Source organism: Robertmurraya sp. FSL W8-0741 (assembly GCF_038004005.1).
In the GTDB taxonomy this organism is placed as follows: Bacteria; Bacillota; Bacilli; order Bacillales; family Cytobacillaceae; genus Robertmurraya; species Robertmurraya siralis.
Genome location: NZ_JBBOQG010000001.1, coordinates 194,898 through 208,798, shown reverse-complemented (window position 1 = coordinate 208,798; position 13,901 = coordinate 194,898). Strand labels below are relative to the sequence as shown.

General features: G+C 43.7%; 9 protein-coding genes, 8 tRNA genes and 3 rRNA genes. 17 read left to right on the top strand and 3 right to left on the bottom strand.

Annotated features, from left to right (window positions below; genetic code table 11):
• Positions 1-69 precede the first annotated feature (69 nt).
• The gene (locus NST02_RS01045) at positions 70-1,116 is read left to right on the top strand and encodes an Mrp/NBP35 family ATP-binding protein (protein WP_212934454.1); all 1,047 of its coding nucleotides are present in this window, start codon (positions 70-72) and stop codon (positions 1,114-1,116) included.
• Positions 1,117-1,164: 48 nt separating this feature from the next.
• Here NST02_RS01045 and gerD read toward each other — a convergent pair whose 3' ends face one another.
• On the bottom strand, positions 1,165-1,743 hold the full coding sequence (gene gerD / locus NST02_RS01040) for a spore germination lipoprotein GerD (RefSeq protein WP_095313843.1): 579 nt from the start codon (positions 1,741-1,743) through the stop codon (positions 1,165-1,167).
• Between the two features lie 194 nt (positions 1,744-1,937).
• Here gerD and NST02_RS01035 point away from each other — a divergent pair, with 194 nt between their 5' ends.
• Positions 1,938-2,549, top strand: coding sequence for a KinB-signaling pathway activation protein (locus tag NST02_RS01035; protein WP_095313845.1), 612 nt, complete (start codon positions 1,938-1,940; stop codon positions 2,547-2,549).
• A gap of 127 nt (positions 2,550-2,676) precedes the next feature.
• Here the strand turns inward: NST02_RS01035 and pdaB are convergent, their stop codons facing one another.
• A complete protein-coding gene (pdaB, locus tag NST02_RS01030; protein WP_095313847.1) occupies positions 2,677-3,429 on the bottom strand; it encodes a polysaccharide deacetylase family sporulation protein PdaB in 753 nt (250 codons plus the stop codon).
• A 132-nt stretch (positions 3,430-3,561) separates the two neighbouring features.
• On the opposite strand from pdaB, the gene NST02_RS01025 reads away from it, so the two are divergent.
• The 13 genes from NST02_RS01025 to rocF all read left to right on the top strand — a co-directional run bounded on the left by NST02_RS01025 (position 3,562) and on the right by rocF (position 12,002).
• Complete coding sequence (locus NST02_RS01025; protein ID WP_095313849.1) at positions 3,562-3,780, top strand: hypothetical protein; 219 nt, start codon at positions 3,562-3,564, stop codon at positions 3,778-3,780.
• A 341-nt stretch (positions 3,781-4,121) separates the two neighbouring features.
• Positions 4,122-5,725: ribosomal RNA gene (locus NST02_RS01020) — 16S ribosomal RNA — on the top strand.
• Positions 5,726-6,310: 585 nt separating this feature from the next.
• Positions 6,311-9,265, top strand: a 23S ribosomal RNA gene (locus NST02_RS01015).
• 96 nt (positions 9,266-9,361) lie between these two features.
• Positions 9,362-9,478: ribosomal RNA gene (gene rrf / locus NST02_RS01010) — 5S ribosomal RNA — on the top strand.
• Together the 16S, 23S and 5S rRNA genes with 8 tRNA genes alongside form the textbook arrangement of a ribosomal RNA operon.
• A gap of 160 nt (positions 9,479-9,638) precedes the next feature.
• A tRNA-Asn gene (locus NST02_RS01005) sits at positions 9,639-9,713 on the top strand.
• 44 nt (positions 9,714-9,757) lie between these two features.
• Positions 9,758-9,830, top strand: a tRNA-Thr gene (locus NST02_RS01000).
• Positions 9,831-9,848: 18 nt separating this feature from the next.
• A tRNA-Glu gene (locus tag NST02_RS00995) sits at positions 9,849-9,920 on the top strand.
• Between the two features lie 27 nt (positions 9,921-9,947).
• Positions 9,948-10,023 (top strand) — tRNA-Val (locus tag NST02_RS00990).
• A 92-nt stretch (positions 10,024-10,115) separates the two neighbouring features.
• Positions 10,116-10,191 (top strand) — tRNA-Thr (locus NST02_RS00985).
• Between the two features lie 12 nt (positions 10,192-10,203).
• A tRNA-Tyr gene (locus NST02_RS00980) sits at positions 10,204-10,287 on the top strand.
• Positions 10,288-10,449: 162 nt separating this feature from the next.
• A tRNA-Gln gene (locus NST02_RS00975) sits at positions 10,450-10,524 on the top strand.
• 6 nt (positions 10,525-10,530) lie between these two features.
• Positions 10,531-10,603 (top strand) — tRNA-Lys (locus NST02_RS00970).
• A gap of 502 nt (positions 10,604-11,105) precedes the next feature.
• Complete coding sequence (gene rocF / locus NST02_RS00965) at positions 11,106-12,002, top strand: arginase (protein WP_095314603.1); 897 nt, start codon at positions 11,106-11,108, stop codon at positions 12,000-12,002.
• Between the two features lie 73 nt (positions 12,003-12,075).
• Here rocF and NST02_RS00960 read toward each other — a convergent pair whose 3' ends face one another.
• The gene (locus tag NST02_RS00960; RefSeq protein ID WP_095314602.1) at positions 12,076-12,234 is read right to left on the bottom strand and encodes an aspartyl-phosphate phosphatase Spo0E family protein; all 159 of its coding nucleotides are present in this window, start codon (positions 12,232-12,234) and stop codon (positions 12,076-12,078) included.
• Between the two features lie 219 nt (positions 12,235-12,453).
• Here NST02_RS00960 and sigW point away from each other — a divergent pair, with 219 nt between their 5' ends.
• Together sigW and NST02_RS00950 are read left to right on the top strand one after the other, a co-directional pair.
• A complete protein-coding gene (gene sigW / locus NST02_RS00955; RefSeq protein WP_137744581.1) occupies positions 12,454-13,017 on the top strand; it encodes an RNA polymerase sigma factor SigW in 564 nt (187 codons plus the stop codon).
• 15 nt (positions 13,018-13,032) lie between these two features.
• Positions 13,033-13,698, top strand: coding sequence for an anti-sigma factor family protein (locus tag NST02_RS00950; RefSeq protein WP_095314600.1), 666 nt, complete (start codon positions 13,033-13,035; stop codon positions 13,696-13,698).
• Positions 13,699-13,901: the final 203 nt, after the last annotated feature.

Below are 13,901 nucleotides of genomic sequence, written 5' to 3'. Positions count from 1 at the left end.
AATTAACAGACAGGCGACGCGTTTATGTTATACTATGATTGGAAACGAATTCAAGAAAGGGTGTCATACATGTTATCAGAAGCAAACGTTGTTGAGATTCTTAACGGAATAAAGGAACCTTTCTTACATAAAACGTTAAAAGAATTGAATGCAATCGAAGAAGTGAAAGTAAAGGCAGAAAAAAACCACGTCAGTGTAAAAATAGCGATTGCTAAAACAGGTACCGCTGAACAGCTACAGCTTCAGCAAGAAGTTGTTCGCTTGCTAAAACAAGGTGGAGCTGAGACGGTTGGAATTCGCTTTTCCCAGCTTCCGGAGGAAGTATTGGCACAGCACCGTATCGCTGAAGATGAATCCGAGGGTTTATTAAAAAGCAATACGACTTTTATTGCCATTGCGAGTGGTAAGGGCGGAGTTGGTAAATCAACTGTATCAGTCAACCTGGCTATTTCGTTAGCCCGACTCGGCAAAAAGGTCGGTCTTGTGGATGCGGATATTTATGGATTTAGCGTACCTGATATGATGGGAATTACAGAGCGACCAGCCGTACGTGGAGAAAAGATTATTCCAGTGGAACGCTACGGCGTACAAGTCATTTCGATGGGCTTCTTTGTTGAAGATAACGCACCGATTATCTGGCGTGGACCAATGCTAGGTAAAATGTTGAACAGCTTCTTCAATGAGGTGGAGTGGGGCGAACTCGACTACTTACTTCTCGATCTCCCTCCGGGAACAGGTGATGTAGCTTTAGATGTTCACTCTATGCTTCCATCCTGCAAAGAATTGATCGTAACAACACCGCATCCAACAGCAGCTTTTGTTGCAGCCCGTGCTGGAGCAATGGCTTTGAAAACCGAGCATGAAATTCTCGGGGTTGTTGAAAATATGGCCTATTTTGAAAGTCAATTAACAGGAGAAAAGGAATATGTTTTTGGTCAAGGTGGCGGAGAGAAGCTTGCAGATGAGCTTAGAACAGAGGTGTTAGGTCAGCTGCCATTAGGTCAGCCAGATTGGAACGAGGATGATTTTGCTCCGTCAGTCTACCAAGAAGATCATAAGATTGGAAAAATATATTTAGATATTGCGCAAAAAGTCATTTCGAAATTAGAAAAATAATAATCAAAGAGGATGTTCCATTTTGCAATGGGACATCCTCTTTAGGAATTATTCTTCTTCTTTCTTTTCCCCTTCTCCACTTCCTTTTTCCGTGGCGGCCTTCAATAATATATCTTCAATTTTTGCCTTGTAAAGAGGACTTTCGAAGGTTTCTGTCATAACTTTTTGGAGATGCTCCCGGTACTCCTTGCTCTTCATTAAGGCTGTGACTTCTTTTGTTAACTCTGGATCTTTAAGGAGCTCAATCATCATTCCTTGGTATTCAGGATCCTTCATAAGACTCTTGATTAGCTTTTCGTGCTCTGATTGCATACCTTTAGCAAAGGCTTCTGCAAATTTAGGATCCTCAAATTGCTTTTTCCAAAACTCTGCCCCTTTTTCAGATGTAAGTGTTTCTTGAATAGTGGTTGAAACAACTGCCTGATCCATGACAAGCTTCTCCTTCATTCCATCATCGCCCATAACTTCTTGGAGAGCTTTCTTTCCATCATCTGTTTTCAAAATATCTACGACCATTTTCTTTGTTTCCTCGTAATCAAGTTCTTTGCTGCCTGCCTCTGTTTGAGCACAACCAGTGATTGCAATAACAAGTAAACCGATGAGGAGCAAAACCGTTTTATTCCTCATAACAAAAGCTCCTTTCACTAAATGCTGAAATAGGTCTATTGTTGTAAATCGATTAGTGATGAACAAATAAGCCCACTTATTCTTTATCATGAAGAATTTTAACAATTTTTATGCGTTTGATCCGAATGCCTAGATTTTTCAAACTTTGGTTGGTACAATCTAGAGGGGAATCTAGAACTTGGAGGAAAACAAACGTGAAAAGCCGTTATGTTGTTCAATTGTTTATGTCCACGCTGTTGCTCGGTGGGTTTGCAACAGGGATAATAGGATTTATTGTTCGTTGGGATGAATTTCAATCCTATTTTACGGATTTTGATATTCTGAAAATTTTGTCGACGCTGTTTTGGTTTATCGGAGTAGGTTTGATTTTTAGTTTAATTAGCCAAATGGGCTTTTTTGCTTACTTAACTGTACACCGCTTTGGGTTGGGAATTTTTAAATCAGTAAGACTATGGAATGCTGTTCAGGTTGTACTCATTTTATTTGTTTTATTTGATTTAGTTTATTTCCGTCATAGAGCCTTTGGTGGTAGTGTTACTTCTTATCTATGGGACCCTGCATTCATTTTAATTGTCGCACTAGTTGTTGCCTTTTTTAAAGCGAAGCAAACCAATAAGGAGGCTTTTATTCCGGCCGTCTTTTTTATGATTGTTGTTACCGTTATTGAATGGATGCCCGTTTTGCGTGTGAATGAGGAAGGGTGGCTGTACTTAATGCTATACCCTCTGTTATTATGCAACGGCTACCAAATGCTCATACTTCATAAATTAAATCAAAAATCTGCACAAGAAAAGAAGCCTGCGTAAGGCTTCTTTTCTTGAAGTGCTTAGAAGTTTGAATGTCGATTTGGTCCTGTCCAGGATTTGCGATTTCTGTTTGCTTCCACCGATAAAGCAATTTTCTTTTTTTTGAAAATTGTCTCGGTCCATATACTTATTTAATCTCTTTTGTTTTGGAATCAGCATTGACAATCATTTCAGATACGTTTACAAACTTGAGTCCCTTTTTTCGAAGTTCCTTCATTATAGAAGGAATCGCATCAGCGGTTTGTTTAGCAGAATCGGAAGCGTGCATAAGGATAATATCTCCTTTTTTCGCCTTCGAGACATTTTTTACAATGACCTCAACTCCTGGATTCGTCCAGTCTTTAGAATCTACACTCCAATGGACAAAAGTTAAGCCGAGACGTTCAGCTATCTTTAATGTTTTTTGGTCAAAATGTCCAGTGGGAGCACGAGCAAGCTTAATATTTTTGATATTTAATTTTTTAAATGCTTCTAGGGCTGTAGCTAAATCTTTGCGAACTTCCTCTTCCTCGACATTTGTATAATCGACATAATTGTATCCTAATAATCCGATTTCATAGCCATCTTTTACAATTCGTTCGACTAAATCAGGGTGTCTCTCAGCCCATGCTCCTGATAGAAAAAAGGTAGCTGTTGCTATCTCCTCTCTTTTTAAAATATCAAGTATAGGCTCAGCCTTCTCATCTCCCCAGCCGATATTAAACGTTAAGGCAAGATTCTTCTCACCTTTGTAAATGGCCTTTGGTTCATTTTTATCTGAGAAAGTAGGAATATGAATATAACTTTCTAGATACAAAAACCATGCTGTAAAAAAGGCTGCGATAATAATTAGGGTTAATTGTTTAATGGTTTTGCCATTTAGTACGAAAAAAAAGTTCAATTTCCATCACCTCGTCCAATACACTCCTTGTCTCATAGTTATGCAATGCTAAGAAAAATATGTTAACTACTCATAAAAATAATAAAAATGGATAACACTACAATAACCATTAAGCATATAGGAGTGGTTAAAGTGTTAGGGATGATGATGAATGATAAGGAAGTAAAGGAAATTCAGTATTTAATTAAGAGAGAAATGGATGAGATTCTTTTTGACTTAGAAGACGAGCGTATAGATCATATTGTTAAAAGAGCGATGGAAGAAAGATATAAAATATTGTTTGCTCTGTTTAAGCGAGTGGCTCCTTCTAAGGAATGCTTAACGTATATTCGCTCAACAAAAAGCATTTAAATAATTTGCGAAAAGAGTATTGACTTCGTATTGCTATCTTGATATATTAATAAACGTCGCTGATAACAACTTAGCAAGAACGAAAAAAGTTTTTAAAAAGTTGTTGACGAAGAATTATTGATGTGTTATATTAAAAAAGTCGCTTACGGGCGATGCAAAGAAATTTCCCTTCTTGGGAGAGTTGAGAAATGGCATTTCGTTAATGCGAAATATCCGTTGTTATTGCACTTTGAAAACTAAACAAATCATACGTCAACAAATAATTATAGTGGAGGCTATCTTTCTTTAAGAAGCTGAAACTAGCCAACGTTTATTTTAAACATAAGAGCTAATCTTACTCTTTATTGGAGAGTTTGATCCTGGCTCAGGACGAACGCTGGCGGCGTGCCTAATACATGCAAGTCGAGCGCTTGCACAAGAAAGCTTGCTTTCTTGTTGCTTGAGCGGCGGACGGGTGAGTAACACGTGGGCAACCTGCCTATAAGACTGGGATAACTTCGGGAAACCGGAGCTAATACCGGATAATGCTTTTGAACACATGTTCGAAAGCGGAAAGATGGTTTCGGCTATCACTTATAGATGGGCCCGCGGCGCATTAGCTAGTTGGTGAGGTAACGGCTCACCAAGGCGACGATGCGTAGCCGACCTGAGAGGGTGATCGGCCACACTGGGACTGAGACACGGCCCAGACTCCTACGGGAGGCAGCAGTAGGGAATCTTCCGCAATGGACGAAAGTCTGACGGAGCAACGCCGCGTGAGTGATGAAGGTTTTCGGATCGTAAAACTCTGTTGTTAGGGAAGAACAAGTACCGGAGTAACTGCCGGTACCTTGACGGTACCTAACCAGAAAGCCACGGCTAACTACGTGCCAGCAGCCGCGGTAATACGTAGGTGGCAAGCGTTGTCCGGAATTATTGGGCGTAAAGCGCGCGCAGGCGGTTCTTTAAGTCTGATGTGAAAGCCCACGGCTCAACCGTGGAGGGTCATTGGAAACTGGGGAACTTGAGTGCAGAAGAGAAGAGCGGAATTCCACGTGTAGCGGTGAAATGCGTAGAGATGTGGAGGAACACCAGTGGCGAAGGCGGCTCTTTGGTCTGTAACTGACGCTGAGGCGCGAAAGCGTGGGGAGCAAACAGGATTAGATACCCTGGTAGTCCACGCCGTAAACGATGAGTGCTAAGTGTTAGAGGGTTTCCGCCCTTTAGTGCTGCAGCAAACGCATTAAGCACTCCGCCTGGGGAGTACGGCCGCAAGGCTGAAACTCAAAGGAATTGACGGGGGCCCGCACAAGCGGTGGAGCATGTGGTTTAATTCGAAGCAACGCGAAGAACCTTACCAGGTCTTGACATCCTCTGCCACCCCTAGAGATAGGGCGTTCCCCTTCGGGGGACGGAGTGACAGGTGGTGCATGGTTGTCGTCAGCTCGTGTCGTGAGATGTTGGGTTAAGTCCCGCAACGAGCGCAACCCTTGATCTTAGTTGCCAGCATTCAGTTGGGCACTCTAAGGTGACTGCCGGTGACAAACCGGAGGAAGGTGGGGATGACGTCAAATCATCATGCCCCTTATGACCTGGGCTACACACGTGCTACAATGGATGGTACAAAGGGCAGCGAAGCCGCGAGGTGGAGCGAATCCCATAAAACCATTCTCAGTTCGGATTGTAGGCTGCAACTCGCCTACATGAAGCCGGAATCGCTAGTAATCGCGGATCAGCATGCCGCGGTGAATACGTTCCCGGGCCTTGTACACACCGCCCGTCACACCACGAGAGTTTGTAACACCCGAAGTCGGTGAGGTAACTGGTGGTTTCACTGAGTATCTGATAAAAGTAGTCGGAAATTCAGTGAAACCACTAGAGCCAGCCGCCTAAGGTGGGACAGATGATTGGGGTGAAGTCGTAACAAGGTAGCCGTATCGGAAGGTGCGGCTGGATCACCTCCTTTCTAAGGAATATTGAGGCTTAGATGTCTCATAAATCGTAAAGTTGATGAGGCTATTTTGCCAAGTCAAAATAGCCGTATGGTTTGTTTAGTTTTGAGAGTGCAATCTCTCAAAATAGAATGAAGGTGAATTAGAAGCGAGCAGATTAAAGATGCGAAGCTTATCATTCGCCGTTTGTACCTTGAAAACTAGATAATGATAATGAAGAAGAACCAAGAAATTACCGAGTAATCGCCATTTTAGTTTTTCTCTCTATTGATTTATTCATAGAGTAAACCGCGAGGGTTTCAAGAAATCACACAAAGTTGTGTTGATGTATTGAAAGCCGAACAAGAGGGTTTCGAGAAGCAAGTAGATCAAGGAAGCGACCGAACGAGCATCGGAGCGTACGTAATGGGTACGTGAGGAGCGTAGAGAGGGAGCTGACGCAGAGATGCGCCGCTTATCGGAAGCCGAAAGTTGAGGGAAATGAGAAGCAAACAAGTCGAGGAATCAAGCGAGGAAGTACCGGAGCGTACGTAGTCTGTACGCGAGGATACTGACGAGTAAAGATGACGAAGAGATGTGTAGCTGATCATTTGCCGAATGGTTAAGTTATAAAGGGCGCACGGTGGATGCCTTGGCACTAGGAGCCGATGAAGGACGGGACTAACACCGATATGCTTCGGGGAGCTGTAAGTAAGCTTTGATCCGGAGATTTCCGAATGGGGAAACCCATCATCCGTAATGGGATGGTATCCATACCTGAATACATAGGGGATGGAAGGCAGACCCGGGGAACTGAAACATCTAAGTACCCGGAGGAAGAGAAAGCAAACGCGATTCCCTGAGTAGCGGCGAGCGAAACGGGATTAGCCCAAACCAAGAGGCTTGCCTCTTGGGGTTGTAGGACACTCTATACGGAGTTACAAAGGAACGGAGTAAACGAACAAGTCTGGAAAGGCTGGTCAGAGAAGGTAACAACCCTGTAGTTGAAACTTCGTTCCCTCTTGAGTGGATCCTGAGTACGGCGGGACACGTGAAATCCCGTCGGAAGCTGGGAGGACCATCTCCCAAGGCTAAATACTCCCTAGTGACCGATAGTGAACCAGTACCGTGAGGGAAAGGTGAAAAGCACCCCGGAAGGGGAGTGAAAGAGAACCTGAAACCGTGTGCCTACAAGTAGTTAGAGCCCTATGCATATTTCCTTTGGAAACATGCTGGGTGATAGCGTGCCTTTTGTAGAATGAACCGGCGAGTTACGATTGCATGCAAGGTTAAGTTGAGAAGACGGAGCCGCAGCGAAAGCGAGTCTGAATAGGGCGTCTTGAGTATGTAGTCGTAGACCCGAAACCAGGTGATCTACCCATGTCCAGGTTGAAGTTCAGGTAACACTGAATGGAGGACCGAACCCACGCACGTTGAAAAGTGCGGGGATGAGGTGTGGGTAGCGGAGAAATTCCAATCGAACTTGGAGATAGCTGGTTCTCTCCGAAATAGCTTTAGGGCTAGCCTCACGAAGAACGAGTCTTGGAGGTAGAGCACTGTTTGGACTAGGGGCCCTCATCGGGTTACCGAATTCAGACAAACTCCGAATGCCAAGTACTTAAACGTGGGAGTCAGACTGCGAGTGATAAGATCCGTAGTCAAAAGGGAAACAGCCCAGACCACCAGCTAAGGTCCCAAAGTATACGTTAAGTGGAAAAGGATGTGGGGTTGCTTAGACAACCAGGATGTTGGCTTAGAAGCAGCCATCATTTAAAGAGTGCGTAATAGCTCACTGGTCGAGTGACCCCGCGCCGAAAATGTACCGGGGCTAAACGTATCACCGAAGCTGTGGGTGTACACCGTAGGTGTACGCGGTAGGAGAGCGTTCTAAGGGCGTTGAAGCTAGACCGGAAGGACTGGTGGAGCGCTTAGAAGTGAGAATGCCGGTATGAGTAGCGAAAGATGGGTGAGAATCCCATCCACCGAATGCCTAAGGTTTCCTGAGGAAGGCTCGTCCGCTCAGGGTTAGTCGGGACCTAAGCCGAGGCCGAAAGGCGTAGGCGATGGACAACAGGTTGATATTCCTGTACCACCTCGTTTTTGTTTGAGCGATGGGGGGACGCAGGAGGATAGGGTAAGCGCACTGCTGGATATGTGCGTCTAAGCAGTTAGAGCGGCAAGTAGGCAAATCCGCTTGCCATACGCTTGAGCTGTGACAGCGAGGGAAATCAAGTACCGAAGTTCCTGATTCCACACTGCCAAGAAAAGCCTCTAGTGAGAAAACAGGTGCCCGTACCGCAAACCGACACAGGTAGGCGAGGAGAGAATCCTAAGGTGAGCGAGAGAACTCTCGTTAAGGAACTCGGCAAAATGACCCCGTAACTTCGGGAGAAGGGGTGCTTTTTAGGGTGCATAGCCCTGAAGAGCCGCAGTGAATAGGCCCAGGCGACTGTTTAGCAAAAACACAGGTCTCTGCGAAGCCGCAAGGCGAAGTATAGGGGCTGACGCCTGCCCGGTGCTGGAAGGTTAAGAGGAGGGGTTAGCTTACGCGAAGCTCTGAATTGAAGCCCCAGTAAACGGCGGCCGTAACTATAACGGTCCTAAGGTAGCGAAATTCCTTGTCGGGTAAGTTCCGACCCGCACGAAAGGCGTAACGATCTGGGCACTGTCTCAACGAGAGACTCGGTGAAATTATAGTACCTGTGAAGATGCAGGTTACCCGCGACAGGACGGAAAGACCCCGTGGAGCTTTACTGTAGCCTGATATTGAATTTTGGTACAGCTTGTACAGGATAGGTAGGAGCCGTGGAAGCCGGAGCGCTAGCTTCGGTGGAGGCGTCGGTGGGATACTACTCTGGCTGTATTGACATTCTAACCCGCACCTCTGATCGAGGTGGGAGACAGTGTCAGGTGGGCAGTTTGACTGGGGCGGTCGCCTCCTAAAGAGTAACGGAGGCGCCCAAAGGTTCCCTCAGAATGGTTGGAAATCATTCGTAGAGTGTAAAGGCACAAGGGAGCTTGACTGCGAGACCTACAAGTCGAGCAGGGACGAAAGTCGGGCTTAGTGATCCGGTGGTTCCGCATGGAAGGGCCATCGCTCAACGGATAAAAGCTACCCCGGGGATAACAGGCTTATCTCCCCCAAGAGTCCACATCGACGGGGAGGTTTGGCACCTCGATGTCGGCTCATCGCATCCTGGGGCTGTAGTCGGTCCCAAGGGTTGGGCTGTTCGCCCATTAAAGCGGTACGCGAGCTGGGTTCAGAACGTCGTGAGACAGTTCGGTCCCTATCCGTCGTGGGCGTAGGAAATTTGAGAGGAGCTGTCCTTAGTACGAGAGGACCGGGATGGACGCACCGCTGGTGTACCAGTTGTTCTGCCAAGAGCATCGCTGGGTAGCTATGTGCGGAAGGGATAAGTGCTGAAAGCATCTAAGCATGAAGCCCCCCTCAAGATGAGATTTCCCATAGCGCAAGCTAGTAAGAACCCTGAAAGATGATCAGGTTGATAGGTCAGAGGTGGAAGCATGGTGACATGTGGAGCTGACTGATACTAATCGTTCGAGGACTTAACCAAATAGGTTACTCGGTCTTTTTCTTCTTCATCCATTATCTAGTTTTGAAGGGACAAAGCTTTTTGCGTAAGCAAAATCGATTTCCTTCAATCAAATAGTCCGGTGACGATAGCGAGAAGGTCACACCCGTTCCCATACCGAACACGGAAGTTAAGCTTCTCAGCGCCGATGGTAGTGAGGGGCTGTCCCCTTGTGAGAGTAGGACGTTGCCGGGCGAACATTTTATTAATTTTCCGCGGTAGCTCAGTGGTAGAGCAACGAGCAAAGCATCATGAAAGTGCTGCGAGTTGTACTCATCGAGCTGCTACTTGAGCTAATTTTCTGAGATGAGGACAATCGGGAAGTATTCAAGGTAGAGGAATGTATTTTTAATTTTCCGCGGTAGCTCAGTGGTAGAGCAATCGGCTGTTAACCGATCGGTCGTAGGTTCGAATCCTACCCGCGGAGCCATTTTAGTCACTTTATTAGTAGTATAATTGTGAGCTAGAATGCATGCTTCCATAGCTCAGCAGGTAGAGCACTTCCATGGTAAGGAAGAGGTCACCGGTTCGAGCCCGGTTGGAAGCTCTTTGAAAATGACATTGCGGCCCCTTGGTCAAGCGGTTAAGACACCGCCCTTTCACGGCGGTAACACGGGTTCGAATCCCGTAGGGGTCATATTAAAGTTGCACTTGTTGCAACTTTGGAGGATTAGCTCAGCTGGGAGAGCACCTGCCTTACAAGCAGGGGGTCGGCGGTTCGATCCCGTCATCCTCCACCAACATTTTTTCGCGGTAGCGAAAATAATGTACTTCTTTATTTTTTCGCGTCAATGAAATAATATATCTTTTAATTTTTTGTGTTAATATGTATGCCGGCCTAGCTCAATTGGTAGAGCAACTGACTTGTAATCAGTAGGTTGGGGGTTCGAGTCCTCTGGCCGGCACCATTTTTATGTTTCGGAGGGGTAGCGAAGTGGCTAAACGCGGCGGACTGTAAATCCGCTCCTTCGGGTTCGGCGGTTCGAATCCGTCCCCCTCCACCAACCTTTTTTCGCAATAGCGAAAATAAGGCACCATTATTAATTACAAAGTCAGTAACAAATTTTCATTATAGGGCGCTAGTGGAAATAAGAGTTATATCATAAAAACATAAAAACAGGACAAGCTATAAGTAGTCCTTTTTATTTTTGAATTTTACATATTATTGGGCTATAGCCAAGTGGTAAGGCAACGGACTTTGACTCCGTCATTCGTAGGTTCGAATCCTGCTAGCCCAGCCAATTTTAGAGCCATTAGCTCAGTCGGTAGAGCATCTGACTTTTAATCAGAGGGTCGAAGGTTCGAGTCCTTCATGGCTCATACCTCTTAAGATAGTTATCTTAAGAGGTTTTTTGTTTTATCATGCTATCATGAATCTATGATAAAGGCGGTTATTTTAGAATTTCGATAGGTTTCAAAAAATTTCTAGACTTAAATTATTTCCAGAATAATGATTCGTGAGGGAAGTCCGATAAAGTGACTATTACATTAAATCATCATGTAAGTAAGTCTATTTATAAAAAATCATTGAAAGCCCGTATGTACATATCTAATTATTTCTACGATGTATAAGTCATTTATAGTCTCGAGCTATTATTGCTCTTCAGCTGATTCTCTTTTCCAAGCTTTAAATCTCCATTTTATGCGAATATTAACTTCAATATTGTTCAAAATACTCCATGTATTTATATGAATGTGTATGCTCTGGTATTTGGATTTTACTGAATTTTCAAACGTATATATATACATTATTTTGTCGAGTTGAGTCAAAGGAATGTAAGCGTATAAAATAAGAGTAAGACAAGATGGGAGGGAAAAGCAGGTGCGAAAGTTATCTATTATCGGGATGCCGATGGATTTGGGGCAAATGAGGCGTGGTGTAGATATGGGGCCAAGTGCCATTCGCTACGCGGGAGTAAATGAAAGGTTACAAATGTTATTTGATGAAGTGATTGATCTTGGTGATATTTCAATTGGGAGACCGGAGGTTCGGATTGATAAGGAGTCAAAGCTAAGGAATCTTGAATTGATTGCTGAGAAAACGGCTATCCTAGCTGACAAAGTAGATGAAGTCATTCAATCCGGCGCCTTCCCTTTAGTGTTGGGTGGCGATCATAGTATTGCCATAGGAACTCTAGCAGGTGTATCTAGGCACTATCAGAATCTGGGCGTAATCTGGTACGATGCTCACGGTGATCTAAATACGGCTGAAACATCACCGTCTGGTAACATTCATGGAATGCCCTTAGCTGTCAGTATTGGTTTAGGGCATCCGTTGTTAACGAAGATAGGCGGTTATCAACCAAAAGTAAAACCTGAAAATATCGTGATTATTGGCGCTCGTTCATTAGATGAAGGCGAGAGAGCACTCATTAAAGAAAAGGGAATTAGAGTCTATACAATGCATGAAATTGATCGTTTAGGGATGACAAAGGTCATGGAAGAATCAATTCAATATTTACAGGAACGGACAGATGGGGTACATTTGTCACTGGATTTAGATGGGTTGGACCCAACAGATGCGCCTGGAGTCGGAACTCCGGTGAATGGAGGGATAAGCTATCGTGAAAGCCATTTAGCGATGGAGATGTTAGCTGAATCGGAAATTATCACTTCAGCTGAATTTGTTGAAGTAAATCCAATCTTAGATGAGAAAAACAAAACAGCGTCAGTGGCGGTGGCTTTAATGGGTTCCTTATTTGGTGAGAAATTATTATAAAATGTAATAGTGAGACATATTTGATAGTAAGGGCTGCACCCCCGATGTTAGGTATGGGGGGTGCAGTTTACTATTATTTTAGGGTTTCTTCGTATTCTTGATACTGATTTAACAAAACATCAAGTTCTTTGCTAAGCTTAAGTACTTCTTCATCTGTAAGTGAAGTCGAGGCGGCAATGGAGATCATTTGATTACGACACGATTCAATTTCCTGTAATAATTTTGTCCTCATAACACCATCCTTTAAATTCTTTATTCCCGATGTCCAAATTCTTAAACCTTTTTGTTAAAATAGAAGGTATATAAATAATCATGGTTCCATTTACTTACGTAACTTTGATACTTTAGCTTAGAATAGAGAATTAATAAATTGTTCTCGTAAATAAATGAAACTTTTTCTGCTATCGATTCGTATATCGACTAGCCGCATAGAGCGGAGGTAAATAGAAAAATGGATGCAATAGTCAAAAAAAGAATTAAGCAAGTACTGAAAGGCGATCAAAATGCCTATGCGGAAATAGTTGAAATCTATAAAGATAAAGTATTTCAACTATGCTTTCGAATGCTGGGGAATCGCCATGAGGCTGAGGACATGGCACAGGAGGCATTTATCCGAGCATATGTAAACATTGCAAGCTTTAATATTGATTTAAAATTTTCAACGTGGCTATATCGAATTGCCACAAATCTGTGTATTGACCGGATTAGAAAAAAGAAACCGGATTTTTACCTGGATGCGGAGGTCTCTGGTACAGATGGGTTAACGATGTACTCGCAAGTTCCTTCTGATTCAGCGTTACCAGAGGAAGAGGTCGAAAGTATTGAACTACATGAAACGATCCAGAGAGAGATCGCAAAATTACCTGAAAAGTATCGCTCTGTCATCGTTTTAAAGTATATCGAAGAACTTTCGTTAAACGAAATCAGTAAGATTCTGGATATGCCTTTAGGAACAGTTAAAACCCGAATTCATAGAGGGCGAGAAGCGTTGAGACACCAATTACGGAATGTTTAATGAGAGGTGAGAACAGTGAGTTGTTCTGAAAAATATGTTGCTTATATGCATGAATATTTAGATGAGGAGATCTCAACAGAGCATGAAAAGGAACTGAAAGAACATCTTCTAAAATGTCCTGAATGTCAAAAGCATTTTCAGGAACTAGAAAAATCTTTGGCTTTAGTAAAGAGTATTGCCCATGTGACAACATCAGATGACTTTACATTGAATGTGATGAATAGATTGCCAAAAGAAAAGAAAAAAGTAGGTTTCCAAAGATGGTTGAGGCATCATCCGCTGTTAACCGCGGCCTCTTTGTTTCTAGTTTTGATGGTGGGCAGTCTTTTTTCCTCATGGAACACAGGCCATAATTTGTCTGTCTCGAAACAGCCAAACCTGATTGTTAAAAATGATACGGTTATTGTACCAGAAGGCGAAGTTGTCAAAGGGGATGTTGTTGTTCGAAACGGCAGCCTTAGAATTGACGGACAGATTGATGGGAATGTAACCGTTATAAACGGAACGGTTATAAACGGGGAGAAATATTTAGCTTCCGCCGGAGATGTTACCGGAGAGATTGAGGAAATCAATGTGATCTTCGAATGGGTATGGTATCATTTGAAGAATATGGCGAAAGAAGCGATTAACTTCTTCGAAGAGTCGGAGCAGTCACAAGGTGTGACTGCTTTTCTATGGTGAATAATATTTAATGGATCGATATCTATTGAACTTTAAGGTCCTTTTTATTTGAGCATTGAAGAGAGGAAGTTTTTAACGAAAGCACTATACCCTCCAGTATGTATGAAGGGTTCATTCTCGCAGGTAACGTTTTTTTTCGATTTTTCCGAAGGCGCACTGAGCTTTTTTTGTATTGCGGATCTTTCACATGTGATTAAAATGGC

Bases quoted from the DNA above. Each gene is read 5' to 3' on its own strand.
- NST02_RS01045 (WP_212934454.1), top strand. From the start codon at position 70: ATGTTATCAGAAGCAAACGTTGTTGAGATTCTTAACGGAATAAAGGAA.
- gerD (WP_095313843.1), bottom strand. From the start codon at position 1,743: ATGAGGAATAAAACGGTTTTGCTCCTCATCGGTTTACTTGTTATTGCA.
- NST02_RS00960 (WP_095314602.1), bottom strand. From the start codon at position 12,234: ATGAGGACAAAATTATTACAGGAAATTGAATCGTGTCGTAATCAAATG.
- sigW (WP_137744581.1), top strand. From the start codon at position 12,454: ATGGATGCAATAGTCAAAAAAAGAATTAAGCAAGTACTGAAAGGCGAT.